The sequence below is a fragment of the Rhizobium sp. Rhizsp42 genome, from assembly GCF_047304155.1.
Classification (GTDB): domain Bacteria; phylum Pseudomonadota; class Alphaproteobacteria; order Rhizobiales; family Rhizobiaceae; genus Rhizobium.
On the sequence record NZ_JBGLYS010000008.1, the window covers coordinates 26,501 to 50,461 of the forward strand.

At 62.3% G+C, this 23,961-nt stretch carries 25 protein-coding genes; 4 read left to right on the forward strand and 21 right to left on the reverse strand.

Annotation, left to right across the window (positions count from 1 at the left end; all coding sequences use genetic code 11):
• Window positions 1-27: 27 nt before the first annotated feature.
• Window positions 28-972, reverse strand: a complete 945-nt coding sequence (locus ACCD05_RS10245) for a nucleoside hydrolase (protein ID WP_413392420.1) — start codon at window positions 970-972, stop codon at window positions 28-30.
• 288 nt (window positions 973-1,260) lie between these two features.
• Between ACCD05_RS10245 and ACCD05_RS10250 the strand changes: the two genes are divergently transcribed.
• From ACCD05_RS10250 to ACCD05_RS10260, 3 genes are all read left to right on the forward strand, one after another.
• Window positions 1,261-1,692: an Hsp20 family protein gene (locus ACCD05_RS10250; protein ID WP_047507035.1), complete on the forward strand. Its 432-nt coding sequence runs from the start codon at window positions 1,261-1,263 to the stop codon at window positions 1,690-1,692.
• Window positions 1,693-1,742: 50 nt separating this feature from the next.
• Window positions 1,743-2,000, forward strand: coding sequence for a DUF1150 family protein (locus tag ACCD05_RS10255; protein WP_018898177.1), 258 nt, complete (start codon window positions 1,743-1,745; stop codon window positions 1,998-2,000).
• Between the two features lie 438 nt (window positions 2,001-2,438).
• On the forward strand, window positions 2,439-3,098 hold the full coding sequence (locus ACCD05_RS10260; RefSeq protein ID WP_413392422.1) for a carbon-nitrogen hydrolase family protein: 660 nt from the start codon (window positions 2,439-2,441) through the stop codon (window positions 3,096-3,098).
• Between the two features lie 35 nt (window positions 3,099-3,133).
• Here ACCD05_RS10260 and ACCD05_RS10265 read toward each other — a convergent pair whose 3' ends face one another.
• From ACCD05_RS10265 to trpS, 17 genes are all read right to left on the reverse strand, one after another.
• Complete coding sequence (locus ACCD05_RS10265) at window positions 3,134-3,577, reverse strand: NUDIX domain-containing protein (RefSeq protein WP_413392424.1); 444 nt, start codon at window positions 3,575-3,577, stop codon at window positions 3,134-3,136.
• Between the two features lie 20 nt (window positions 3,578-3,597).
• Window positions 3,598-4,299: a tRNA (guanine(46)-N(7))-methyltransferase TrmB gene (gene trmB / locus ACCD05_RS10270; protein ID WP_047507043.1), complete on the reverse strand. Its 702-nt coding sequence runs from the start codon at window positions 4,297-4,299 to the stop codon at window positions 3,598-3,600.
• Between the two features lie 4 nt (window positions 4,300-4,303).
• Window positions 4,304-5,545 (reverse strand): methionine adenosyltransferase, encoded by a 1,242-nt coding sequence (gene metK / locus ACCD05_RS10275; RefSeq protein WP_209232534.1) that lies wholly within the window; start codon window positions 5,543-5,545, stop codon window positions 4,304-4,306.
• Window positions 5,546-5,725: 180 nt separating this feature from the next.
• Window positions 5,726-6,145, reverse strand: a complete 420-nt coding sequence (locus ACCD05_RS10280; RefSeq protein WP_018898182.1) for a helix-turn-helix domain-containing protein — start codon at window positions 6,143-6,145, stop codon at window positions 5,726-5,728.
• A 151-nt stretch (window positions 6,146-6,296) separates the two neighbouring features.
• The gene (gene lnt / locus ACCD05_RS10285) at window positions 6,297-7,901 is read right to left on the reverse strand and encodes an apolipoprotein N-acyltransferase (protein ID WP_413392427.1); all 1,605 of its coding nucleotides are present in this window, start codon (window positions 7,899-7,901) and stop codon (window positions 6,297-6,299) included.
• A 77-nt stretch (window positions 7,902-7,978) separates the two neighbouring features.
• Entirely contained in the window at window positions 7,979-9,130 is a 1,152-nt protein-coding gene (locus ACCD05_RS10290; RefSeq protein ID WP_413392429.1) for a hemolysin family protein, read from the reverse strand.
• The gene (ybeY, locus tag ACCD05_RS10295) at window positions 9,127-9,642 is read right to left on the reverse strand and encodes an rRNA maturation RNase YbeY (RefSeq protein WP_413392431.1); all 516 of its coding nucleotides are present in this window, start codon (window positions 9,640-9,642) and stop codon (window positions 9,127-9,129) included. Before ybeY ends, ACCD05_RS10290 begins: the two co-directional genes overlap by 4 nt.
• Window positions 9,642-10,694 carry a PhoH family protein gene (locus ACCD05_RS10300; RefSeq protein ID WP_026282943.1) on the reverse strand — a complete coding sequence of 351 codons (1,053 nt, stop codon included), beginning with the start codon at window positions 10,692-10,694 and terminating at the stop codon, window positions 9,642-9,644. Before ACCD05_RS10300 ends, ybeY begins: the two co-directional genes overlap by 1 nt.
• An 18-nt stretch (window positions 10,695-10,712) precedes the next feature.
• Complete coding sequence (miaB, locus tag ACCD05_RS10305; protein WP_413392434.1) at window positions 10,713-12,122, reverse strand: tRNA (N6-isopentenyl adenosine(37)-C2)-methylthiotransferase MiaB; 1,410 nt, start codon at window positions 12,120-12,122, stop codon at window positions 10,713-10,715.
• Between the two features lie 47 nt (window positions 12,123-12,169).
• On the reverse strand, window positions 12,170-12,967 hold the full coding sequence (locus ACCD05_RS10310) for a lysophospholipid acyltransferase family protein (protein WP_413392616.1): 798 nt from the start codon (window positions 12,965-12,967) through the stop codon (window positions 12,170-12,172).
• 30 nt (window positions 12,968-12,997) lie between these two features.
• On the reverse strand, window positions 12,998-13,426 hold the full coding sequence (locus ACCD05_RS10315; RefSeq protein ID WP_018898190.1) for a Fur family transcriptional regulator: 429 nt from the start codon (window positions 13,424-13,426) through the stop codon (window positions 12,998-13,000).
• A 36-nt stretch (window positions 13,427-13,462) separates the two neighbouring features.
• Window positions 13,463-13,963 carry a GNAT family N-acetyltransferase gene (locus tag ACCD05_RS10320; protein WP_018898191.1) on the reverse strand — a complete coding sequence of 167 codons (501 nt, stop codon included), beginning with the start codon at window positions 13,961-13,963 and terminating at the stop codon, window positions 13,463-13,465.
• Window positions 13,960-14,619 carry a tRNA (adenosine(37)-N6)-threonylcarbamoyltransferase complex dimerization subunit type 1 TsaB gene (tsaB, locus tag ACCD05_RS10325; RefSeq protein ID WP_413392437.1) on the reverse strand — a complete coding sequence of 220 codons (660 nt, stop codon included), beginning with the start codon at window positions 14,617-14,619 and terminating at the stop codon, window positions 13,960-13,962. The genes ACCD05_RS10320 and tsaB overlap by 4 nt, the downstream gene beginning before the upstream one ends.
• 97 nt (window positions 14,620-14,716) lie before the next feature.
• On the reverse strand, window positions 14,717-15,283 hold the full coding sequence (locus ACCD05_RS10330; RefSeq protein WP_018898193.1) for a NifU family protein: 567 nt from the start codon (window positions 15,281-15,283) through the stop codon (window positions 14,717-14,719).
• A 110-nt stretch (window positions 15,284-15,393) separates the two neighbouring features.
• Complete coding sequence (locus ACCD05_RS10335) at window positions 15,394-15,885, reverse strand: universal stress protein (protein WP_047507053.1); 492 nt, start codon at window positions 15,883-15,885, stop codon at window positions 15,394-15,396.
• Window positions 15,886-15,973: 88 nt separating this feature from the next.
• Window positions 15,974-16,405: a cupin domain-containing protein gene (locus tag ACCD05_RS10340; RefSeq protein ID WP_113198698.1), complete on the reverse strand. Its 432-nt coding sequence runs from the start codon at window positions 16,403-16,405 to the stop codon at window positions 15,974-15,976.
• Window positions 16,406-16,522: 117 nt separating this feature from the next.
• Window positions 16,523-17,587 (reverse strand): tryptophan--tRNA ligase, encoded by a 1,065-nt coding sequence (gene trpS / locus ACCD05_RS10345; RefSeq protein ID WP_018898196.1) that lies wholly within the window; start codon window positions 17,585-17,587, stop codon window positions 16,523-16,525.
• Between the two features lie 1,005 nt (window positions 17,588-18,592).
• Here trpS and ACCD05_RS10350 point away from each other — a divergent pair.
• On the forward strand, window positions 18,593-19,021 hold the full coding sequence (locus ACCD05_RS10350; protein WP_209189597.1) for a YcbK family protein: 429 nt from the start codon (window positions 18,593-18,595) through the stop codon (window positions 19,019-19,021).
• A 22-nt stretch (window positions 19,022-19,043) separates the two neighbouring features.
• On the opposite strand, the gene murJ is transcribed toward ACCD05_RS10350, so the two are convergent.
• From murJ to ACCD05_RS10365, 3 genes are all read right to left on the reverse strand, one after another.
• Window positions 19,044-20,627 (reverse strand): murein biosynthesis integral membrane protein MurJ, encoded by a 1,584-nt coding sequence (gene murJ, locus ACCD05_RS10355; RefSeq protein ID WP_111561578.1) that lies wholly within the window; start codon window positions 20,625-20,627, stop codon window positions 19,044-19,046.
• 47 nt (window positions 20,628-20,674) lie between these two features.
• Complete coding sequence (locus ACCD05_RS10360; protein ID WP_413392441.1) at window positions 20,675-23,572, reverse strand: [protein-PII] uridylyltransferase; 2,898 nt, start codon at window positions 23,570-23,572, stop codon at window positions 20,675-20,677.
• A gap of 110 nt (window positions 23,573-23,682) precedes the next feature.
• Complete coding sequence (locus tag ACCD05_RS10365; RefSeq protein WP_112981919.1) at window positions 23,683-23,958, reverse strand: hypothetical protein; 276 nt, start codon at window positions 23,956-23,958, stop codon at window positions 23,683-23,685.
• Between the last annotated feature and the right edge of the window lie 3 nt (window positions 23,959-23,961).

The following is a 23,961-nucleotide window of genomic DNA, read 5'->3' on the forward strand; positions in this document are numbered from 1 at the left end:
TAAGCGGGCCTGATCTCATTCAGACTGTCAGATGCGGGCGAAGCGTTCGATCAGGAGATCGAAGAAGCCGTCCGCGTCGACATCGCGCATCACGGTCGCGTTGCGCTTGCGGTCGGTCACGTGCCACCAGTCGACCACGGTCATGCCGACGGTCAGTTCCGACTTCACTTCGATCTCCACATTGCAGACCCGTCCCTTGAACAGTTCCGGCTTCAGCAGATAGGCAACCACCGTCGGGTCGTGCAGCGGGCCGCCGTCCGAGCCGTATTTCTCGATATCGAAGCGCTCGAAGAACTCCAGCATCTCCACCATCGCGATCGCCGGCCGCGTACCGATCTCGGCCATGCGCTTGACGCGCGATTTCAGCGTCAGCAGCTTGTGCGTCACGTCGAGCGGCATCATCACGATCGGCACGCCGGAGCGGAACACGATGTCGGCGGCTTCGGGATCGACAAAGATGTTGAATTCGGCCGCCGGCGTGATGTTGCCGCCCTCGGAATAGCCGCCGCCCATCATCACCAGCTCGCGCACGCGGCCGATGATATCTGGCGCCTTCTGGAAGGCGAGGCCGATATTGGTCAGCGGTCCGAGCGTGCAGAGCGTCACCGTGCCTTCAGGCTCGCTGCGCAGCGTCTCGATGATGAAGTCGACGGCGTGTCCCGCCTGCAGCGGCATGGTCGGTTCGTCGAGCTCGGGGCCGTCGAGGCCGGTCTTGCCATGCACATGCTCGGCGGTGACGAGTGGCCGGGCGATCGGCTTGTCGGCGCCGGCGAAAACCTTGGTGTCGGTCTTGCCGCAGAGCTCGCAGACGATGCGCGCATTGCGGCTGGTATAGGAGAGCGGCACGTTGCCGGCGACGGTGGTGATGCCGAGCAGTTCCAGTTCCTCAGGGCTGCCGAAGGCCAGCATGATCGCGGCCGCATCGTCCTGACCTGGGTCGGTGTCGATAATGATCTTTCTCGGGTTTGCCATTCCGTTTCGTCCCATCCTCCCAGTGCCTGTATCGACGCATTTACCGATGCATGCACCATCTGTTTATCTTCCCGCCGCAAATCGGCACAGCCGGCGCGGGGCAGGATTTGATGCGAGGCGCAGCAAGCTTTGTCAAGGCGGTGCAATCGCGTGCGGGAGGAGCGCACGTCTTGCGCCGGCTGTCCTGCGCCCGTCTTGCGAATGACAGCATTCGTTCCCATATTAGCAACATCCGGATGCTGTCTTCAGGTCCGGAAGGGTCGCTTGCATCAAGGACTTGGAACGCTGATGAGCCGTATGACGCCTTTCGCCAGCCCGCTGTTGCTGGGTTTCGACGCCATGGAAAAGACGCTGGAGCGGATTTCCAAGGCGAGTGACGGATATCCTCCCTATAATATCGAGCGCCTCGCCGCCGACCGTATCACCGATGATCCTGAGCGCCTGCGCATAACGCTGGCCGTCGCCGGCTTCAGCGAGGAGGAACTCGACATCTCCGTCGAGGAAAACCAGTTGGTCATCCGTGGCCGCCAGGTCGAGCAGGGCGAGCGGGAATATCTCTATCGCGGCATCGCCGCCAGGCAATTCCAGCGCACCTTCGTGCTCGCCGATGGCATGCAGGTTCTCGGCGCGGGCCTGAAGAACGGCCTGCTGTCGGTGGATCTCATTCGCCCGGAGCCGTCGCGTATGGTGAAGAAAATTAACATTTCGGTCCCACAGTAGGACAACGGCGCAAATCGCACCGTTGGTCCCTTCTCTCTGGAGGTACAGGAATGTTGATGAAAGAAGCCAATTCGCACCTGACCAAGACCGAGCTTGCCGGCATCGGCAACGGCGAGGTCGCCTATATCAGGAAAATCCGTTCCGAGGATGTTCCCCGGTGTTTTCCGGAAGCTCCCGATATCGATCCGAACGTCGATCTATGGGCGCTCTTCGGCGCGGACGGAACCCCGATCCTCCTCACGGACAACCGCTCCAGCACCTTCTTCAAGGCCGCTGAAGACGAGTTGAAGACGGTCAGCCTGCACTAGAGCCTTTCCTGGTTAGATTGAAGCATTCTGTTGGCTCAAACGGAGTCGGATGGTCGTCCGGCTGGCGCGTGTCGTAGCCAACGCATACGGCCAAGCCGGCCGGACGATCAGGCGGCCCGTTTCAGCCAACCCCGGTGGTTTGCTTCGCAAACCAGCTAGGGCCGGGCATCTTTCCGCCAGGATCAAAGGCGATCGGCTCGACCGTACCTAGGGTATGCCCTTCGCCAATCGCCTTTGCCCTGACGAAAACCTGCTCCGGCAGAATGCTTCAATCTAACCAGGAAAGGCTCTAAAGGCGGGTCAGCATGAAAACAGACGGCGTTCCCCGGAGCGCCGTTGTTTTGTTTTTGAGGGGCGACTCATGCTACGCCCCATCTCATGCGAATAGCGTCCTTCCAGCGTTTCCCCATTTTCGATGACGCTGAGAAGGCGGCAGGTGTGATCCTGCGCGACCTGACATGGGCCGATAGCCACGGCGCTGATCTCGCCATCTTTCCCGAATGCTACCTCCAGGGCCATAGCTACGACCGCGCGATCAACGAGCGGCGCGCGCTTTGCGTCGATGATCCGGCGCTGCAAAAGCTGCTCGAACCGCTCCGTTCCATCAGGACAGCCGCCATCGTCGGCTTTGTCGAGCGTCGCGGTGATCTGGTCTACAACAGCGCCATGCTGATCGAGAACGGCACCGTCGCGGGCGTATACGCCAAGGCCAACCCGCTCGAAGACGGCTGCACGCCGGGCGATGCATTTCCCGTCTGGCAAAGAGCCGGTCGCGGCTTCGGCATCAATATCTGCAGCGACTTTCGTGATCCGGCATTCTCCGATGCCATCGTGGCAAACGGCGCTTCCGTCGTCTGCGCCCCGCTCAACATGATGATCCGGGCGCACAAGGTGGATCAATGGCGCGAGCCCGCGATCGAGAGCCTTCGCGCCTGCGCGGTCCGCACGGGCAGCTGGGTCATCTCCTCCGATGTCGTCGGCGACAGGGGAGATGGCTGGATGAGCTGCGGCTGCACGCTCGCCGTCGGGCCTGATGGCGTGATCGCGAGCAAGGTGCCTGAATGGGAGGAGGGCGCTATCCTGCTGGATATTGATTGACGCTACCGGTCTAAGCCGATGGTCAGTCCCGATGTTCAGTCTTGGCCGAACAGCACGGACATCGGATAAGGCAGCGCCAGCGGCGGCATGTCGTTTTGTGTGAAGTATCGGATGGATTTCGTCTCGCTGTCCGCCCAGACGCCGCTGCCGCCGCCAACACGGCACTTGAACAGCGTCACGACATACTCGACCTGATCGCCATTCGGATAAACATATCTGAATTCTTGTCCGCCGAAGACGCCGAGAATGCTGGTCGATGTGACGACAAGCCCGGTCTCTTCCATGACCTCTCGGATAATGGCTTCCTGCGGCGTCTCGCCCGGCTCGATCGCGCCGGCGGGCAGGCTCCATGCTTCTCCGGATGATTTTTCCTGCAGCAGCAGGCGACCCGCCTCGTCATGGATGACGGCGGCGACGGCGGGAAGCAGGATGAGGCGATTGCCGATAAGGCGGCGAAGATCGGTCAGGTAGGATGCCATTCGCCGACCTCGTTTGATTGCTAGACGCGCTTGAACGTCAGATAGGCCGACGAGCGTCCTTCGCGCCGGGCCTTGGCCTCGTAGCGCGTGCTCGGCCAGCCCTCGTAGGGCGTTAGCCAGTCGGCCGCGTTGCTGGCCTGCCAGTCGAAGCCGCCGTGGTCGCGGCACTTCAGGAGCGTCCAGTTCACGTAGGTGTCGATGTCGGAGGCAAAGCAGAACAGGCCGCCGGGCTTCAGCACGCGGTGAAAGCGGTCGAGATTGGTCTTCGAGACGAAGCGGCGCTTCCAGTGCTTCCGCTTCGGCCAGGGATCCGGGTAGAGCAGGTCGATCTGGTCGATCGATCCATCCGGCAGCCAGTCGAGCAGCTGTGTCGCATCGTCGTTGTAGACGCGGACATTGCGGGCGCCGGCATTGTCGACGCTGGCAAGCAGCTTCTGCATCGAATTGATGAAGGGCTCGACGCCGATGAACCCGGTCGAAGGAGTCTCGATGGCGCGGTGGATCAGATGCTCGCCGCCGCCGAAGCCGATCTCCAGCCTCAGCCGGTTGGTCTCGACGGGAAACAGCGTGCTCAGCGGCTCTGGGGGAGCCGCTGAGAGGTCGATGATGAACGCCGGCAAGAGGGTGCTGAGCTTCTCCGCCTGTTGTCCGCGAAGTGCCTTACCCTTGCGGCGACCGAAGAAAGCCTCGGTCGCGCGTCCGCGACGTTCCATGTCAGTCATCGTCTTAAGCCTTGATCGCTTCCTTGAGCGGCTTCACCAGGTCGGTCTTCTCCCAGGAGAACGAGCCGTCACGGCCAGCCTTGCGGCCGAAATGGCCGTATGCCGAGGTCTTGGCGTAGATCGGCTTGTTGAGGTCGAGGTGACGGCGAATGCCGGTCGGCGACAGGTCCATGGTCTTGCGGATCGCCGCCTCGACCTGGTCTTCCGTTACCTTGTTGCCGGTGCCGTGCAGGTCGACATAGATCGACAGCGGCTGGGCAACGCCGATGGCGTAGGAGATCTGGATCGTGCATTTTTCGGCAAGGCCGGCTGCCACGACGTTCTTGGCGAGGTAGCGAGCGGCGTAGGCTGCCGAACGGTCGACCTTGGTCGTGTCCTTGCCGGAGAATGCGCCGCCGCCGTGCGGAGCCGCACCGCCGTAGGTGTCGACGATGATCTTGCGGCCGGTGAGACCAGCGTCGCCGTCAGGGCCGCCGATGACGAACTTGCCGGTCGGGTTGATGTACCAGGCGCAATCCTTGGCGATCGGCAGCTCGCCGAGAGCTTCGCGGATATAGGGCTCGACGACGGCGCGAACCTTCTTCGAATCCCAGCTGTCGTCGAGATGCTGCGTGGACAGAACGATCGAGGTGACTTCGGCAGGCTTGCCGTCGACGTAGCGAACGGTGACCTGGCTCTTGGCGTCGGGGCCAAGCTTGGCGGCGTCGCCATTGCCAGCTTTGCGGGCGGCGGCGAGCAGCTGCAGGATCTTGTGCGAGTAGTAGATCGGCGCCGGCATGAGATCCGGCGTTTCCTTGCAGGCGTAGCCGAACATGATGCCCTGGTCGCCGGCACCTTCGTCGCCCTGCTGGTCGGCGGCGTTATCGACGCCCTGCGCGATGTCAGCCGACTGCGAGTGCAGGAGCACGTCGATCTTGGCGGTCTTCCAGTGGAAGCCGTCCTGCTCGTAGCCGATGTCCTTGATGGCGCGGCGTGCGGCGGTCTTGAACTTCGACGGGTTGATGACGTCGGCGCCGTTCTTGTCCTTCTTCATCAGGCTCGGCGGCAGGCGAACTTCACCGGCGATGACCACGCGGTTGGTGGTTGCCAGCGTTTCGCATGCGATGCGCACGCCCCATGGGTTGATGCCGGTCTTGGCGGCTTCGCGGTACACCAGATCCACGATCTCGTCGGAGATACGGTCGCAGACCTTGTCCGGGTGACCTTCGGCTACGGATTCGCTGGTGAAGAGGTAATTGGCACGCATTCCGGGATTCCCCTCAAAGAATAAAAAGCTGCGTAGTGGTACTCAGTTCAGGGCCGAAAAACAAGCGCAGAAGGACATAAATATATCTTTATATCTGCGTCGAAGTGACAAATTTTGCCCAAAAAACGCAAAAAAGCGGCCTTTACGACCGCTTTCTCGACTGTGACTTATGAGGGATGCTTATTCGGAGTCGGCTTCGGCGGCCAGCGCCTTGACCAGTTCGACGACCTTTCGGCGCACCTTGGGATCGGTGATCTTCACGAAGGCGCGGTTCAGCTGCAGCCCTTCCGAGGAGGACAGGAAGTCGACCACGTAGTTGGAGCTGGAGGCTTCCGCCATGCCACCCGCCATGCCAGCGTTCTCGCCGGGTGCATCCTCGAAGAAGAAGGAGACCGGAACGTTCAAAATGCTGGAGATATTCTGCAGCCGGCTCGCGCCGACGCGGTTGGTGCCTTTTTCGTATTTCTGGATCTGCTGGAATGTAATGCCAAGGCTTTCCCCAAGCTTTTCCTGGCTCATTCCAAGCATCGTTCGGCGAAGACGGATGCGACTGCCAACATGGATGTCGATCGGGTTCGGCTTCTTCTTGTTCTCAATCATGGTGCTGCCCTAACAATAATTCTGCCCTTGTTTAAACCGGCACGCCCAAACCCATCCCCAAAACGCCACGTTGCAAAGTGCGATCTATTCACCTTGAACCATACGTTAAGAATGCCGATCCTAACCACTATGCAATTTTAGGGGTTTTCGGTCAATTACGCTTGAAAACAAAACCAAAACGCGAAGCCATTGCAATTGCAAGCAGAAGTGTCTCGATCAACCAGAAGTACGTTTCGCGTGACAGCGGCGGATGGGCCGGAGAGGCGAAACTATCAAGGGTTGCGTCAATAAAGCCGGTCTCATTGAGCGAAAGACCTGCAATAATTTCACCACGGGGGCTGACAAGGGCGGAAATCCCGCTATTGCCGTCGCGAATCAGCGGCAGGCCCGTTTCCACGGCCCGAACGCGGGCCTGCTGGAAGTGCTGGTAGGGGCCGGGCGTGGCGCCGAACCAGGCATCGTTGGTGATGTTCAAGATGGCCGATGCCGAGCCGATATCGCCGGTCATTTCGCCGGGGAAGATGATCTCGTAGCAGACCAGCGGATAGAGCTTCAGCCCGCTTGGCAGCGTCAGCAGCTGGCGCGTGGCGGCCGCCGAGAAGCCGCCGGGCATCTCGACGATATTCTGGATGCCGAACTCGCTGAGAAGGCTCTCGAACGGCATGTATTCACCGAACGGCACGAGGTGCACCTTGTCCGAGGCGGCGATGATCTGGCCACGACCGTCGATCACGTAGATCGAATTATAGTAGCGTGGCGGATTGCCGGGCCCCATGTCCTCGGCGCGCACGGCGCCGGCCAGCAGCACCTGGTTGTCGTCGAGCGTATCGGCGATCCTCGTCAGCGCATCCTGGTTATCGGTCAGGATGAAGGGGATCGCCGTCTCCGGCCAGACGATGATGTCGGGCTTGCGTCCACCATCCTTGGGCGCCTCTGCCGAGAGCTTCAGATGCTTCTCGAAGATCGCCGCCCGGTCGGCGTCGCTGTCCATCTTGGCGCTCTGGTCGATCATCGGCTGCACGAGACGGATGACGGGGCTCTTGTCGCTAGTGGCGGCAACCGGCTTCGGTGCGCCGTAAAGCACATAGGCGCCATATCCGACATGCGCGGCAAGCAGCAGCAGCGCCAGCGAAATGCCGGTCTTGGCGCCCTGCTTGGTGCCCAGCAGGGCAGGGGCGGCGAAGACGAAGACCGAGAGCGCGGTGATGCCCATGATCCCGATGATATGGGCCGACTGCATCATCACCGGCACCGGCGTCATGCCATAGCCGATGGCGTTCCAGGGAAAGCCGGTGAAGAGCACGCTGCGCGCCCACTCAAGCAGGCCGAAGCTCGCCGCCAGCGCCGCGATCCGCCCGACCCCATCGGACCAGAGGATGCGGGCAAGTGCTGCGGCAAGGCCGTAGAAGATCGCCAGCACGGCCGGAAGTCCGAAGATCGCCAGCGGCAGCGCCCAGGCGAACTCCTCGGCATCGATCATCAGCGCATGCCCGAGCCACCAGAGGCCGGCGACGAAGTAGCCGAAGCCGAACAGCCAGCCGGTGACGAAGGATGGCCACAGCCTGCCGATGATGCCGCTGTCGGGTGCGGCAGCCGCACCATCGATCAGCCAGACCAGTAGCGTGAAGGACACGAACATCGCGGCGAAGAAGCCGATGGGCGGGAGGGCCAGAACGCCGAATGCGCCTGCAAGGATCGCCAGCAGCACTCTCTTGTAGCCCCAAACCAGGATCACCCTGTCGGCAATTCGCTCCATGCGCACCCCACCAATCCGCGAATCAACTGAGGTCGCAGTGTTTCAAAAAAGCCGCCCGTTGTCGTGGTTGGCAGTGATCAGTTTGCCGTCGGCGTCTCGCTCTGCCGCTCGTCGCCGTGGTCGAGACCCATTGCGCCGTCACCGTCGCTCTTCGCGCGCCGGCGGATCGCCTGGCGTTTGCGGGTAATCCGCACGCGCTTGATGCGGCGCGGATCGGCGTCGAGAATGTGGAACTCGAAGCCCGGCAGCGCCTGAACGACTTCGCCGCGCACGGGAATGCGCCCAAGCTCGGAGAAGATCAGCCCGCCCAGCGTGTCGACTTCGTCGACCTGCTCGGTGATGTCGAAATCCGGGCCGATGGCTTCGGCGATATCCTCGAGCTCCACGCGGGCGTCGGCCACGAACATGTCCTCGGAGACCCGCTTGAACATGACTTCTTCGTCGTCATGCTCGTCGTCGATGTCGCCGACAACCATTTCCACGATGTCCTCATGCGAGGCCAGCCCGTCGGTGCCGCCATATTCGTCGATGACGAGCGCCATCTGGGTGCGGTTCACCTGCATGCGGCGCAGAAGGTCGGAGGCGAGCATCGAGGGTGGAACGAACAGGATCTTGCGGATGATGCCCGCTTCGGAAAGCGTCTTCTGCAGGTCCACGCGGGCAAGGTCGAAATTCGGCTTGGCCGAGCGCGGCGCCTTCTGCAGGTTCTCAGGCGCGACCTCGACGATCGGCTCGGCGCCCTTGGCAGCCTTGGTCGATCCGCGGCGCTTGTTGCGCGCCTGCTTGGCGACGTAGGAGAGGAGATCGCGGATGTGCACCATCCCGCGCGGATCATCCAGCGTTTCGGCATAGACGGGCATGCGCGAGCGGCCGGATTCCTCGAACAGGATCATCAGCTCGCCGATGGTGATCGTCTGGTCCACCGCCTCGATATCGGCGCGCGGCACCATCACGTCGGCAACGCGCACTTCGCGGAAGCGCAGGATGTTGTTGAGCATCGCCTTCTCGTCGGCGGAGAAGGCATCGCCATCGGCCGCGTCGGTCATCAGCGCGTCGGCAAGGTCTTCGCGGATACGCGAACCCTGCTGTGGCCTCAATATGCGGGCAGCCCGCGACCAGAAGGATTGGGATCGTCCGGACTGCCTGCTACTACTGCCACCCTCGTCGGAGGATGATTGATCGGCGGTGTCCTTGGCCTCGGTGGCCGGTCTCGTCGTAAAGTCGCTCATGGTTCCATTTTAAGGTCTTGACCCTCGTATGGGTCAGATAGGCCGAGTTTCGCCAAAATGCGAGTCTCCAGCCCCTCCATTATCTCGGCTTCGGTATCATTATTATGATCGTAGCCGAAGAGATGCAAGAAGCCGTGCACCATTAGGTGAGTGAGATGGTCATCGAAACTCTTTTCGAGCTCGACCGCCTCGCGGGCCACGGTTTCCCTGGCGATGATGATATCGCCAAGCATCGGCCCCGGAACCTTGCCCGGCTGAACCGGGAAGGCGGGGAATGAAAGCACGTTGGTCGGCTTGTCTTTGCCGCGCCACTCCGCGTTGATGTCCTGGATCGAGGCATCGTCGGTGAAGACCAGCGACACCTCGGGGACCATTTTCGGAAACGGCTGCTTCTCGGTCTCGCGCAGATAGGTCGCGGCCATCTCCAGCACGCGGTCGGCCAGCGCGTGGAGCGCGTCTTCGGAGGGCCATTCGCCCTCTTCGATGCTGATCTGTATGTCGAGTTCGGCCATCAGTCCTGCTGCGCGGCCTCTGCTGTATCAGTCAGATAGGTCGCGTCGTAGGCGCGAACGATGCGGCCGACCAGCGGATGGCGCACGACATCCGTGTCCTTGAAGCGGATGATCGAGATGCCCTCGACACCGTTCAAGAGCTGCAGCGCCTCGACCAGGCCCGACTTGACGCCACGCGGAAGGTCGATCTGGCTCGGGTCGCCGGTCACGATCATGCGCGAGTTCTCGCCGAGACGCGTCAGGAACATCTTCATCTGCATCGACGTCGTGTTCTGCGCTTCGTCGAGGATGACGGCGGCATTCGACAGCGTGCGTCCGCGCATGAAGGCCAGCGGCGCGATTTCGATGACGCCTGCGGTGATGGCGCGATCGACCTTGTCGGCCGGCATCATGTCATAGAGCGCGTCATAGAGCGGGCGCAGATAGGGGTCGACCTTCTCCTTCATGTCGCCGGGCAGGAAGCCCAGGCGCTCGCCGGCTTCAACGGCCGGACGCGAGAGGATGATCTTTTCGACGACGCCGCGCTCCAGAAGCTGGGCGGCGTGGGCAACGGCGAGATAGGTCTTACCGGTACCGGCGGGACCACAGCCGAAGACGAGTTCGGAGCGCTCGAGCGCACGCAGATAGGCGTCCTGCGTCGGCGTGCGGGCAATGATGGTCTTCTTGCGCGTGGAGACCTGCGCCATGGTCAGCTTGGCCTTCTTCTCCATCGTCGGCAGGCTCAGCTGATCGTCGGCTGCAACAGCCATGCGGATCGCGCCCTCGACGTCGGAGCGTTCCACGCTGCCGCCCTTCTGGAGCTTGTCATAGAGATAGTCCAGCGTGCGGCGCGCCTGGTTGGTGGTGACGATGTCACCCGAGATCACGACGGAATTGCCGCGCGCTCGGGCATCGATGTTCAGGCGTTCCTCGAGAAGCTTGAGGTTCTGGTCGAATTGACCAAACAGTTCGCTGGCGAACCGATTGTTTTCGAACGTCAGAATAAAGTGATTGGCGTCGCTCGCGATGCGTGGGTGGCGCGGTGAAGAAGAAACCAATTCTTGTCCGTTCAAGCGGTCGAGCTCCTTGAGTTAGGCACCAGCCTCTACCATCTCGGAAAACAGGCTGTTGGGTCCGGTACCTGTGATTCGCACTTTAATAATGTCACCGATTTGCGATGCTTTTGCATCAACATTCACCGACTGAAGCCAGGGGGAACGGCCGATAAGTTGTTGAGACATGCGACCGGGCTTTTCGAGCAACAGTTCGATGGTCTTTCCGACGCAGGATTCGGCAAATTCCTGCTGCTGCTTCAAGAGAAGCGCCTGCAGGCGTTCGAGCCTTTCTGCCTTGATCTCTTCCGGCACTTGGTCCTTCAGATCAGCGCCGGGCGTACCCGGCCGCGTCGAGTATTTGAACGAAAAGGCCTGCGCATAGCGGACCTTCTCAACGAGCTTTAGTGTATCCTCAAAATCGGCGTCTGTCTCCCCCGGAAAACCGACGATGAAGTCGCCCGAGAGCGCGATATCGGGACGCGCGGCGCGGATGCGCTCGACCAGCGTCAGATACTCGGCAGCGGTGTGGCGACGGTTCATCGCCTTCAGGATCCGGTCGGAACCCGCCTGCACCGGCAGATGCAGATAGGGCATCAGCGCTCTGAGATCGCGATGCGCCTCGATCAGCCGGTCGTCCATGTCGCGCGGATGGCTGGTGGTGTAGCGAAGCCGGGCAAGGCCGGGGATTTCGGCCAGCCGGTAGAGCAGGTCGCCCAGCGTCCATTCCTGGCCATCAGGCCCGGCACCGTGCCATGCATTGACGTTCTGGCCGAGCAGCGTGATCTCGCGCACCCCGCCCTCGACCATCTTCTGCGCTTCCTCGACGATCTGCGAAACCGGGCGCGACACTTCCGAGCCGCGCGTATAGGGCACCACGCAGAAGGTGCAGAACTTGTCGCAGCCTTCCTGCACGGTCAGGAACGCGGTGACGCCGCGCGCCCGGATCTTGGTCTTTTCGGCGATCGGCAGATGCTCGAACTTGTCTTCCAGCGCATATTCCGTATCGACGATGCGCTGCCCTTCCTTGGCGCGGCGCAGCGCTTCCGGCAGGCGATGATAGGTCTGCGGCCCGATGACGACGTCGACGGCGGGCGCCCGGCGAAGAATCTCTTCGCCTTCGGCCTGCGCCACGCAACCGGCCACGCCGATCATGAACTCGCGGCCTTCCTTGTTGCGCTCCTTCTTCATGTCGCGCAGTCGTCCCAGCGCCGAGTAAACCTTCTCGGCCGCCTTCTCGCGGATATGACAGGTGTTGAGCAGCACGAGATCGGCCTGCTCCATGTCCTCCGTCGGCTCGTAGCCGTCGCGCGCCAGAGCATCGCTCATGCGCGTGGAGTCATAGACGTTCATCTGACAGCCATAGGTCTTGATGAAAACCTTGCGGCTGTTGCTGCCATCGCGGAGTGTAGTCTCCGGGGCCGGGAGGAGGGCGCTGTCCTGGGTCATGCCGGCTATTTAGTGGTTTTTGCCGCGCGAGAAAAGGGAATCTTGCCTCAGTTTGCGTGCCGGCCTCTGAGCGCCGCACCCAGCATGGCGCGGATACGGCTGGCGATCGTGGCGCTGACCTGCTTGCGGTTGGTCTCGGCGCTGTAGGAGACGGCTTCGCCGAAGTGGACGTCGACGTCGAAGGCGCCACAGCGGAGCATATCTTTCAGGTGCGGCAGCATCTCGACATCGCCGGGCCAGGAGGCGAGCGGGCGGTGGTAGCGACCCATCGGAAGCCCGTGCACGCCGGTATAGGCGACTGCCACCGGCTGCACGATGACGGTGCCGGTGGGCGAAGCGGGCACGGCCATGGCGGCGGCGCCGAACAGCGAGGATTTCACCTCGAGCAGCCGGTTGCCGTCTGATGTCGTGCCCTCGGGGAACAGCACCACGATTTCGCCGTCGGCCATGCGCGCGGCGATCTCGCTCACCTGGTTGCCGGTGTTGCGCTTTTCCTCGCGCACAACGAACACGCTCTTCTGCAGCTTGGCGAGCGTTCCGAAGATCGGCCAGTCGCGCACCTCGTTCTTGGCGATGAAGGCGACGTCGGCGATCGAGGACAGCACCATGATGTCCATCCACGAGGAGTGGTTGGCGCACAGCATCAGCGGCCGGTGTGTTTCCATCTGCCCGTGAACCCGCACACGAATGCCGAGACAGAAGCAGATGATGCGGTGCCAGACGCGCGGCAACCAGCGGCGCATCTTCCAGTCGTAGCGCAGGGCAAGAAGCTGCCAGGGCATGAGCAGGATGCTGGCGATGAGAATGACGATGCCGGCGAGGGCGACGCGCAGCCAGGCGATCAAGTCGAACACTCCGCGGCTGCACGCATGATATCAGTGATCGTCCTTCTTGAGCGGTATGCCGTAGAGCTCAAGCCGGTGATCCACCAGCGTGAAGCCGTGCTCGCGGGCAATCCGCTCCTGCAGCGCCTCGATCTCCGGCGAGCGGAACTCGATGACGACGCCGGTCTTCAGGTCGATCAAGTGATCGTGATGCTCTTCCGGCACCGTCTCGTAGCGCGAGCGGCCGTCGCGGAAGTCGTGGCGGGCGATGATGCCGGCGTCCTCGAACAGCTTGACGGTGCGGTAGACGGTGGAAATCGAGATCTTGGCGTCGACCTTCACCGAGCGGCGATAGAGCTCCTCGACGTCAGGATGGTCTTCCGATTCCTCGAGAATGCGCGCAATGACCCGGCGCTGCTCCGTCATGCGCATGCCGCGCTCGGTGCAGAGTTCCTCGAGGGTCTTTGCCACATCCGTCATCAGGAGCCTTTCGATAGTCAACGTCTCAAGACGGAACTAGCGAAGAATGCGCTTCATGACAAGCGCCGTAGATACGTCGCCATTGGCGTCCTTGTAGTATCCACGGCGTTCTCCGACCTGGTCGAAACCGAGCTTGCGGTAAAGGCCGAGTGCCGCGACATTGCCCTTGTCGACCTCGAGGAAGATGCTTTCGCCGCCGCGCTGCTTGGCCTCGCGCATCGCCGCCTGCATCAGCCGCCATCCAAGCCCCGACCGTCCGACCTTGGCCTGCACGGCGATCGTCAGGATCTCGGCCTCGCCGGCAACCTCGCGCGCCAGGACGAAGCCCGGCAGCGGCTTTTTCAGGAAGGCATTGGTCTGCCGTGCCACGAAGCCGAAGACGTTGCCCTGGCTGAGCAGGCTGTAGAACTCGCCATCGCCCCAGGGGCGGGCGAAGCGCTCGCCATGCAGTGTCGAGACCGCATGGCAATCATCGGCATCCATAGGGATGATTTCGAATTCCGGCTTCAGCGACAGATAGGATTCCAGCATGGTCATACTCGCGCAATCGCAAACCCGGCCTGCGGTTTGGCGTCGGGTCCGCGCAGATAAAGTGGCTTCGGCTTTCCGGAAGAGGGGTCGGCGGCAGCGGCAAGGCGCGCCACGATGGAGATCGGGAAATGATTGGCGTGTTCGCCGGTAGCATCGGGCCGCAGCAAGGGCGTTGCCGAGCCGGTGACGACGCCGTCGAAGGAGGCCGCGAAGGCCTGCGCTTCCTCGACGGTCACGGCCCTGGCTTCATCGAGCGGCATGCCAACGGCGTCGAAAGCTTGCAGATAAATCTCGTTGCGCTTGGCATCCATCGCGGCCAGCACCTGTTGGCCCGGCGAGCGTTCACGCTCGGCTTCGGCCATGACCGCGAGCGTCGTGATGCCGACGGTCGGCACGCCAAGCGAAAGGGCAAAGCCACGGGCGGCGGCGACGCCGACGCGGATGCCGGTGAATGAGCCCGGACCGATGGTAACGGCAACGCGCTCGACATCGGAAAGCTGAACGCCCGCCTGATCCAGCGCGCGATCGACTATATCAATCAGATGCTCTGCATGCCCCTTGCCGATCATGTCCGATGCCTCCCCCAGCACCGTATTCCTGCTGCTGTCATAGACAGAAGCAGCGCAATCCACACCTGCGGTGTCGAGCGCCAGTATGATCATGGCATCTATTTCCGAATAAACCGTTCCTGACCTGTCCATACATCGCAAGACGCCGCGTTTGCAAACGCCGCGTCATCGCGAATGTCGGTTCAGTTCGTCAGACGGCTTCGACTTCCTGAACTTCCGGCACGAAATGGCGCAGCAGGTTCTGGACGCCATGCTTCAGCGTTGCCGTCGAGGACGGGCAACCCGCGCACGAGCCCTTCATGTTCAAATAGACGGTGCCGTCCTTGAAGCCGCGGAAGGTGATGTCGCCGCCATCCTGGGCAACGGCCGGACGCACGCGCGTCTCCAGCAGTTCTTTGATGGTCAGAACGATCGTCTCGTCACCCTCGTCGAAGAATTCGCCATCGGCATCGGCTGCTTCACCAAGCACGGAAGAAGCGCCCATGACCGGCTTGCCGGACATGAAGTGCTCCATGATCGAGCCGAGGATGGCGGGCTTCAGGTGCTGCCACTCCTGGTCTTCCTTGGAAACGCTGATGAAATCATAGCCGAAATAGACGCCGGTGACGCCGTTGATCTCGAACAGGCGCGCGGCGAGCGGCGAGGCAGCCGCTTCCTCGCGATTGCGGAACTCGGCGGTGCCGCTCTCCATGACGATCTTGCCCGGCAGGAACTTCTGCGTGGAAGGGTTCGGCGTGGCTTCGGTCTGGATAAACATGGTGCTCTCCGTGCGGCAGGCGCGCGCCCGCGACGTATTTAGAATTCTTCAAAAGTAGAAATAAGCCGTTTGGCCTCGCTATTCAAGAGACTGATACTCAAGAAAGCGCTTTATGCCAACGCGTCCAGTTCCTCATCGCTCAGTGTATCAGGCAAAACAGTAACGGGGATGGGAAAAGCCGCACCTCGGCCGGCAACCGACGACACCAGTGGTCCCGGTCCCTCCTTGGCGGAGCTTGCGGCGAGCACCAGAATGGCGATGTCGCGGTCGTCTTCGATGACGGCGTTGATCTGCTCGGCCGCACCACCCTCGCGAATGACGATCTCCGGCTCGATGCCGATATTCTCGCGCACCAGCTGCGCCGACTTGGCGACGACCGCTTCGGCTTCCTCGCGTGCTTCGGCCCGCATGATCTCCTCGACCCCCAGCCATTGCTGGAAGTCGCCGTCGGGGATCACGTAGACGAGCACCAACCCGCCATTGGAATTCTTGGCGCGCCGGCCGGCATAATGGACGGCGCGTTGGCATTCGGGCGTGTCATCGATCACGGCCATGAACTTGCGGCGGTGACCTTCGAGCCGTGAGAGTCGTTTTGATACCATGGGCGCGACTCTGACACTTGATCCGGGAGATTTGCAAGTCCCCGTTTTGCCGCAAACTGTCCGCTCACCGACAGGTGTTCGGCCGAGGCTATCGTGGTGCTGCAACGAGCCCGTAGAGCAGCATGATTTCCTTCACATGCTCGATGTCGGGCTTGCCGATGACGTTGATCGCCGAGGCGATCTCCTCGAAGAAGCGCCTGCCGATCAGCCCTGGCGTCATGGTGATCAGGGCGCGCGCCGTTTCCTGGTGCAGGTTCTCATGCGTGTGGACCACGCCGCGCGGAATGAACACCGTGTCGCCGGCCCGCACCTCGCAGCGCTCGCCGTCGACTGTCGTCGTCATTGTTCCCGAGAGACCGAAGATCACTTCGTCGACATCTTCGTGATAATGCGCCGCCGGCACGCGCGACTGGTAGGGGACCACGAATTCGAACATGACCATGCTGCCCGCGCTCTGGTCTTCATCGACCAGCAGCCGAACCTCCATCATGCCAATCTGAATGAGGTTCCGGTTGCGCATCTTGGCCTCCTCATGGCTCTGAGGAGAGTACGCCGCAGCCTTGCCTTCGACAAGTGTGGGGCTTCGACAAGTACGACCGGAGAAGCCCGGGCGGCCGAAGCCGCCCGGCTGTTGTTGCTAGTAGAGGAAGCCGACGATGTCGCGGACTTCCTTCATCGTCACTTCGGCCCGCGCCCGCGCCCGCTCGCCGCCATCGCGCAGGATCGCGTCGATATGGCTGGTGTCGGCCATCAGGCGGCGCATCTCGGCGGTGATCGGCGAAAGCACCTTGACCGAGAGGTCGATCAGCGCCGGCTTGAACACCGAGAACTGCTGTCCGCCGAACTCGGCGAGCACCTCGGCCTTCGACTTGTCGGCGAGTGCCGCGTAGATGCCGACGAGGTTGTCGGCTTCCGGGCGGCCCTGCAGGCCGTCGAGTTCGCTCGGCAAGCCATCCGGATCGGTCTTTGCCTTGCGGATCTTCTTCGAGATCGCGTCCTCGTCGTCCATCAGGTTGATGCGCGACAGATCTGATGGGTCCGACTTCGACATCTTCTTGGTGCCGTCGCGCAGCGACATGACGCGCGGCGCCGGGCCGTCGATCATCGGCTCGACCATCGGGAAGTAGGCATGCACCGGCTCCTTGCCGACGGTGATATCCACCCCGTATCCGGCCTTGCGGATATGCTCGGCGTAATCGAGGTTGAACTTCATCGCGATGTCACGGGCAAGTTCCAGATGCTGCTTCTGGTCGTCGCCGACGGGAACATGCGTTCCCCGATAGACGAGAATGTCGGCGGCCATCAGGCTCGGATAGGCGTAGAGACCGAGCGAGGCCTGCTCGCGGTCCTTGCCGGCCTTGTCCTTGAACTGCGTCATGCGGTTCATCCAGCCGATGCGCGCCACGCAGTTGAAGATCCAGGCGAGTTCCGCATGCTGCGGCACGGCCGACTGGTTGAATACGATATGCTTCACCGGGTCGATGCCGGAGGCGATAAAGGCGGCGGCGATCGAGCGTATCTGGTTCGGCATGTCCTCATGCACCAGCTGCGCGGTCAGCGCATGCATGTCGACCACGCAGTAGATGCAGTCGTTGCCGTCCTGCAGCGCCACGAACTTGCGGATCGCGCCGAGATAGTTGCCGAGATGGAGATTGCCGGTCGGCTGAACGCCCGAAAAGACGAGTTTCTTGAATTCGTTCATCATGTCCTCGATTAGGCTTGTGGAGGGCCCCAGGGCCAACGGCCCATGTTGCTAACGTCGCGGCTTATGCACGTCGGATGGCTTGTGATCAAGGGGTTGTGGTGGATGAGATCGGAGGTGTTGCGGTTGGGATCCGCAAATCGTGGGCGGCGGTGTTGGGCGGTGCTTGTGAAGGGGATTGTTGTGCCGTGTGATACCCCCCTCTGCCCTGCCGGGCATCTCCCCCACAAGGGGGGAGATCGGCAAGTGGCTTGCTCCCCAATCAACCAATGAAGGTCGGAGCGAGCGGGTGCGCCCAGCCAATCTCCCCACCTGTGGGGGAGATGCCCGGCAGGGCAGAGGGGGGGTATTCCACGGCAAAACCTCTCCATCATTACGCCATATCGACACACCAAATCCCCACGCCGCCCAAAAGCCCGTGTCTCCACCATGCACTTCACTCGGACGGGGCGCTGGAAATCACCTCGATTGAGTAAGTAGAATATGGCGCTTTCCAGCGCCCCGTTCGGCGGTTTTTGTCCGCGACTCCGATCTCTCTGCCTTTCCGCCCAATTTCGCGGCGGAACCATGTGTGCCTCACAGGCACGTCCGGGCTCAACTCAGGCACCATCTCGCGATGGAACCCGCCGTCACCGGAGGGAGATCATTTTCCGCGGACCCGGACCGTGAAGTTTTGCGTCCTACCCTCACGCTCCGCGCCGATCCCGTCTCGCCGGCACGCCTGCCGGTGTATCCGATGACGGGACGCCGATAGTGTAGGGCGGGGTTTTCGAGGCGGGGAAAATCGGCGGGCGATTTTTTGTGAACATGCTCCGTCGCTCTCGCGAAAAGGGCAATTCATACTTCATTTTAGGTATCTTGAATGTAGCAATTCGACGTAAAATAAGGCATTCACCTGATATACTAGGTAGGAGTTTCCTTAAATTGGCCATTTTTGAGGAGAGTTTTTCCGCCCGCAAACGCGAGCGCCGTTCTTTGCGGCGCTCCCAACTGGGGGACGACATGATGCATCCTGCATTCTCAATCGCACTCGCCGGCTTGTTCAGCCTCTCCAGCCTTAATGGCGCCACCGCCCAGAATGTTCGAAAACTCTCGATCGGGCCGCTGAAGAAAAATGAAACGCTCGCTTATAGCCTGCAGACCGTCAGCGTCCGCGCCGGCTGTTTTCCACCGAAACTGAGGGGTATCCTCACCTATATCGCCGACAAGACGGGCCGCCGGCCGCTGGTCACCTCGGGGCTGAGGGCGCATTCCGGCCGCTCGCATTCGCAACACCGCAATTGCGCCGCCGCCGACATCCGCGTGCCCGGCGTGTCCGACAAGACGATCATCGCGATTGCCGCGCAGGCGCCCGGCATCGGTGGCATCGGCCGCTATTGCAACGGCATCATCCATGTCGATGTCGGCCCGAAGCGCCGCTGGACGCACTGTTAGCGCTGCGCCAGCCGGGGGCGGCTCAGCCGTCGGTCTTGGTAACCGCCGGCTTGCGGTTGAGGTTGCGGCGGATCATGCCGAGGTTCGCGCCGCCGATCAAAAACGCGGTGGCGAAATAGACGACCATCGAAATGCCGATCAGCATGCCGAGCGTGCCGACCTTGGTGGCAAGCGAAGCGCTCGAGGCAAGCCACGGCTCCCAGCGATGCTGGAGATACATGATGACGGCGCCCATGACGGCGGCAGACACGACGAGCAGCGCCGTGCGTCGCGCCAGCGCCCACTCCCATGTCAGGTGGCCGCGTCTCAAGAGCGTGGAGAAGAGAAGAACCGTGCTGATCCATCCGGCCGTGGCTTCCGCGACCGCGATACCCGGCGCGCCGAGATAGGGAAACAGCGTCAGTGCCGTGGCGCAGTTGACGCCGACGGCAACGGCTGAGAAGCGCATCGGCGTCTTGGTGTCCTCGCGGGCGTAAAAGCCCGGCTGCAGCGCCTTGATCAGCACGAAAGCCGGCAGGCCGATGCCGTAAATGGCAAGGATCGAGCCTACGATCATTGTGTTTTCCTGATGGAAGGCGCCGCGCTCGTAAAGCACGCGGATGATCTCGTCGGAGAGGATCCACAGCGCGAAGGCGGCGGGGATCGTGAGGAACATCACGAACTCGATCGAGCGGTTCTGCAGATTGCCCGCCTCGCGAAGGTTCCCGCCTTTCAGCGCCCGCGCGAGCTCAGGCAGAAGCACGACGCCGACGGCGACGCCGACCACGCCGAGCGGTAGCTGGTAGATACGGTCGGCATATTGCAGGGCCGCGATCGCGCCCTCCTTGCTGGAGGCGATCGCCTGGCCGATCATCTGGTTGATCTGCGTGATGCCGCCGGTGACGGCGGCGGGGATGGCAAGGATCAGCAGCCGCTTGACGTTGGGCGTGATCCTCGGGAAGCGGATCCCGATGCTCATGCCCGCATGCAGCACGCCGAAATAGACGACGGCGAGCTGCAGGACGCCCGCGACCAGCACGCCCCAGGAGAGATACCAGGCGGTCTGCAGCGGCTCGGCGCCGGTGTAGAGCGCGTAGAACAGCGCCCCGATCATCACGACGTTGAGGAAGACGGGCGCCACGGCGGCGGCGAAGAAGTGATGCAGCGAGTTCAGCATCCCGCTCATCATCGCCGTCAGCGACATGCACATCAGATAGGGAAACATCACCGCCGCCATGCGCACGGTGATCGAGAACTTCTCCGGATCGTCGGTAAAGCCCGGCGCGATGATGAAGCGCACCAGAAGCGGCATCGACAGTTCCATCACGATGGTGATGAGGAGCAGCACCGAGAACAGAACGCCGAACACTTCCTCGGAAAACCGCTTGGCGCCATCCGTGCCGTTCGCCTCGATCTCCTTGGCGAAGAGCGGCACGAAGGCGGCGTTGAACGCGCCTTCGGCAAACAGGCGGCGGAACAGGTTCGGAAAGCGGAAGGCCGCGTAGAACACGTCGGCCATGGGACCGGTGCCGAGTGCCGCCGCCATCAGCGTTTCGCGGGCGAAGCCGAACAACCGGCTGCCCAGCGTGGCGCCGCCGACGGTGGCGAATTTCTTGACGAGGCTCATGCGGACGCTCTCATGACGGTTGTTTCAGGCGGATCGGCCGTATCGGCTCAATCCGCCGTCTCCTGGGTGGGGCCGGGGGTGCGTGGTGTCGCCGCCGGCGCGATCATGCCCGACGGCATGCGCTCGCGCAGCTCGTCCTGCTCTTCGGCGATCACGGCCTTCATCCGGGCGGTGATGTTGGAGCGCTTGCTGTCGCCCGATATCTTCTGGCCGACGAGATCGGTGACGTAGAAGGTGTCGATCACCTTCTCGCCGAAGGTCGTGATCCGCGCCGACTGGATGTCGAGCGAAAGGTCCGACAGCACGGCGGTCACCTCGGACAAGAGGCCCGGACGGTCGAGGCACTCGACCTCGATGACGGTGAACTTGTTCGACAGGCTGTTGGAGATATGCACCGACGGCGGAATGAAGAAGGCCTTGCTCTTCTTGCGGTTCTTGGTGCGGGTCGCGATCACCTCGGGCAGCCGCTTGCGGCCTGAGAGCACGTCCTCGATCATCCGCCCGATCGTGCCGGCGCGGCGAAGCTCGTCGGCATCGTCCTTGAACTCGCGGCTGACATGGATCGTATCCAGCGCCCGGCCGTCTGAGGTCGTGAAGATCTGCGCGTCGACGATATTGGCGCCTGCCGCGGCGCAGGCACCGGCGATGACGGCGAGCAGGCGCGGGTGGTCGGGCGAGAGCACGGTGATCTCGGTGATGGCGTGGAAGCTGTCGGTGCGCACCATCGTCGCCAACGCCTGGCCTGCCTTGTCGGCCTGGCGGATGAAGCCGGCATGGCGCACCTGGTCTTCCAGCGGCACCGAAAGCAGATAGGGCTGGTAGTGCAGCTTGCTATAGATCTTGCGATCCTTCTGGCTCCAGTCGGCAAGCGCGTTGAACAGCGCCTCGGCGGCCACGGCAGCACGCTCCTTGCGCGACACCTCGGAGAAGCCACCGGCAAGCAGAAGCTCGGTCTCGTAATAGAGCGTGCGCAAGAGCTGGCCCTTCCAGCCGTTCCACACGCCCGGACCGACGGCGCGGATATCGCAGACCGTCAGGATCATCAGCATCTTCAGCCGCTCGAGCGATTGCATGCGGTCGGCGAAGTCGGTGATCGTCTTGCGGTCGGTAAGGTCGCGCGTCTGCGCCACCATCGACATGGTCAGATGTTCCTCGATCAGCCAGACCACGGTGTCCGTCTGCTTGTGCGACAGGCCGAAACGGGCGCAGAGCTTGCGGGCGACGCGGGCGCCGGCGATCGAGTGGTCCTCCTGGCGACCCTTGGCGACGTCGTGCAGCAGCACCGCCACATAGAGCGCCTCGCGATCCTCGATCCCGGGCATCATCTTGTTGGCGAGCGGGTGCAGCTCTTCGGCCTTGCCCTTGTCGATCTCGGAGAGCACGTCGACGCTGCGCAGCAGATGCTCATCGACAGTGTAGTGGTGATACATGTTGAACTGCATCATCGCGACGATCTTGCCGAACTCGGGAATGAAGCGGCCGAGCACGCCGGCCTCGTTCATGCGCCGCAGGATCAGCGCCGGGTCGCGCTTCGAGGTCAGGATCGAAAGGAACAGCCGGTTGGCTTCCTCGCTCTCGCGCACGCTGTTGTCGATCAGGCTGAGCGAGCGCGTCACGCGCTTCAGCGCATCCGGATGGAATTCGAGGCCGTTGATATCGGCCACATGGAAGAGGCGGATGATGTTGACGGGATCGCGCTTGAACACATCGGGGCTGGCGAGCGCGATGCGGCCGCGATCCTCCATGAAGTCGGTGCTGCCGGCGATCTTGCGGGTGCGGTGGGTGAAGCGGCTGAACACGCCCGAAAGCCCCGGCGTCGATTTCGCCTGCTGGTCCTCGAGTGCGGCGCAAAGAATGCGCGTCAGGTCACCGACGTCCTTGGCCACAAGGAAGTAGTGCTTCATGAAGCGCTCGACGGCCGAAAGGCCGGGGCGCGAATGATAGTCGAGCGCTGCCGCGATCTCGCGCTGGATGTCGAAGGAAAGGCGTTCCTCGGCCTTGTTGGTGAGGAAGTGCATGTGGCAGCGCACCGCCCAGAGGAAGTCGTCGGCCTTCTCGAACAGGCGATATTCGTGCTTGGAGAGAACGCCGAGTGCCACCAGCTCGGCGGTGTCGCGCACGTGGTAATAATATTTGGAGATCCAGAAAAGCGTGTGCAGGTCGCGCAACCCGCCCTTGCCCTCTTTCACGTTCGGCTCGACGAGATAGCGCGTGTCGCCGGCCTTGCGGTGGCGCTCGTCGCGCTCTGCAAGCTTGGCGGCGATGAATTCCGGGCCGGTGCCGGTGACGATCTCCTTGTCGAAGCGGGCTTCCAGCTCGGTCTCAAGCGAACGAAGGCCGCAGATGTAGCGCATCTCAAGGATCGCCGTGCGGATCGTCATGTCGGACTTCGACAGCGCGATGCACTCTTCGACGGTGCGCGTGGCGTGGCCGACCTTGAAGCCCATGTCCCACAGCATGTAGAGGATGAATTCGACCGCCTTGTGCGTCTCTTCCGCCGGCTTCGGCTGGAACAGGAAGAGCAGGTCGATATCCGAGCCCGGCGCCAGCGTGTCGCGGCCATAGCCGCCGACGGCGGTGACCGAGAACTTGTCCTTCTGCTTCGGGAAGACGTGGTCGGTGGAAAATTCGTAGAGAACGGTGATGATCTGGTCCTGCAGCCAGGAAATCCGCCGCGCGCATTTCAGGCCGCTGCCGTCGGCGGACAGCAGTTCGCGCGCCTTGTTGCGCCCGTCCGTGCTGGCCTTCTTGAAGATGGCGAGCAGATCGGAGCGCATCGCGTCCGGCCGGTTCTTGTTGGCCTCCACCACGGCGTCGCACTGCTTGCGCAGATAGTCGGTGTCGAGAATGTCGGAGAAATCGATGTCGTTCGTCGGCGCCATGCGCTGGGCGGCTTCCTGTTCGCGCGGCGCGGCCATCTGCTGCGCCTCTCGTTTCGTCTGCATGCGCTATAGCCTCTTTGCCCGCTGTTTGACACGGGCTTTCATACTGCAAGAACCTTTAATTTTGGCGAAAAGGTGATCGTGCGCCGAGACGGCCTGCGACGCGGCCCCGCTTAGGCGGCGATCTGCGCGTTGACGGAATAGAGCACCTTGCGGTTTTCGCTGGCGATCTCTTCGAGCATCTCCCTGTCGCATTCGCGGTAGCCCGCCTTGGCGATCGATGCCGTCAGATCCGATATGCGCGAGCAGCAGGCAATGATCTGCAGCAGCCCGAAGGGCGAGGCCCAGCCGCGCGGATTGCCGTGTTCGTCGGCAAGGCGAAGCGCCTCGATCGCCGTGAAGATATTGGCGAGCAGCTGCGTTTCGCGAAGCAGGCGGTCCATGAACATGCG

What these genes read in the sequence shown, in the direction of transcription:
- ACCD05_RS10245 (WP_413392420.1), bottom strand. Translation starts at nt 972, where the DNA reads ATGGCAAACCCGAGAAAGATCATTATCGACACCGACCCAGGTCAGGAC.
- ACCD05_RS10250 (WP_047507035.1), top strand. Translation starts at nt 1,261, where the DNA reads ATGAGCCGTATGACGCCTTTCGCCAGCCCGCTGTTGCTGGGTTTCGAC.
- ACCD05_RS10255 (WP_018898177.1), top strand. Translation starts at nt 1,743, where the DNA reads ATGTTGATGAAAGAAGCCAATTCGCACCTGACCAAGACCGAGCTTGCC.
- ACCD05_RS10265 (WP_413392424.1), bottom strand. Translation starts at nt 3,577, where the DNA reads ATGGCATCCTACCTGACCGATCTTCGCCGCCTTATCGGCAATCGCCTC.
- trmB (WP_047507043.1), bottom strand. Translation starts at nt 4,299, where the DNA reads ATGACTGACATGGAACGTCGCGGACGCGCGACCGAGGCTTTCTTCGGT.
- metK (WP_209232534.1), bottom strand. Translation starts at nt 5,545, where the DNA reads ATGCGTGCCAATTACCTCTTCACCAGCGAATCCGTAGCCGAAGGTCAC.
- ACCD05_RS10280 (WP_018898182.1), bottom strand. Translation starts at nt 6,145, where the DNA reads ATGATTGAGAACAAGAAGAAGCCGAACCCGATCGACATCCATGTTGGC.
- lnt (WP_413392427.1), bottom strand. Translation starts at nt 7,901, where the DNA reads ATGGAGCGAATTGCCGACAGGGTGATCCTGGTTTGGGGCTACAAGAGA.
- ACCD05_RS10290 (WP_413392429.1), bottom strand. Translation starts at nt 9,130, where the DNA reads ATGAGCGACTTTACGACGAGACCGGCCACCGAGGCCAAGGACACCGCC.
- ybeY (WP_413392431.1), bottom strand. Translation starts at nt 9,642, where the DNA reads ATGGCCGAACTCGACATACAGATCAGCATCGAAGAGGGCGAATGGCCC.
- miaB (WP_413392434.1), bottom strand. Translation starts at nt 12,122, where the DNA reads ATGACCCAGGACAGCGCCCTCCTCCCGGCCCCGGAGACTACACTCCGC.
- ACCD05_RS10315 (WP_018898190.1), bottom strand. Translation starts at nt 13,426, where the DNA reads ATGACGGATGTGGCAAAGACCCTCGAGGAACTCTGCACCGAGCGCGGC.
- ACCD05_RS10320 (WP_018898191.1), bottom strand. Translation starts at nt 13,963, where the DNA reads ATGACCATGCTGGAATCCTATCTGTCGCTGAAGCCGGAATTCGAAATC.
- tsaB (WP_413392437.1), bottom strand. Translation starts at nt 14,619, where the DNA reads ATGATCATACTGGCGCTCGACACCGCAGGTGTGGATTGCGCTGCTTCT.
- ACCD05_RS10330 (WP_018898193.1), bottom strand. Translation starts at nt 15,283, where the DNA reads ATGTTTATCCAGACCGAAGCCACGCCGAACCCTTCCACGCAGAAGTTC.
- ACCD05_RS10335 (WP_047507053.1), bottom strand. Translation starts at nt 15,885, where the DNA reads ATGGTATCAAAACGACTCTCACGGCTCGAAGGTCACCGCCGCAAGTTC.
- ACCD05_RS10340 (WP_113198698.1), bottom strand. Translation starts at nt 16,405, where the DNA reads ATGCGCAACCGGAACCTCATTCAGATTGGCATGATGGAGGTTCGGCTG.
- trpS (WP_018898196.1), bottom strand. Translation starts at nt 17,587, where the DNA reads ATGAACGAATTCAAGAAACTCGTCTTTTCGGGCGTTCAGCCGACCGGC.
- ACCD05_RS10350 (WP_209189597.1), top strand. Translation starts at nt 18,593, where the DNA reads ATGCATCCTGCATTCTCAATCGCACTCGCCGGCTTGTTCAGCCTCTCC.
- murJ (WP_111561578.1), bottom strand. Translation starts at nt 20,627, where the DNA reads ATGAGCCTCGTCAAGAAATTCGCCACCGTCGGCGGCGCCACGCTGGGC.
- ACCD05_RS10360 (WP_413392441.1), bottom strand. Translation starts at nt 23,572, where the DNA reads ATGCAGACGAAACGAGAGGCGCAGCAGATGGCCGCGCCGCGCGAACAG.
- ACCD05_RS10365 (WP_112981919.1), bottom strand. Translation starts at nt 23,958, where the DNA reads ATGTTCATGGACCGCCTGCTTCGCGAAACGCAGCTGCTCGCCAATATC.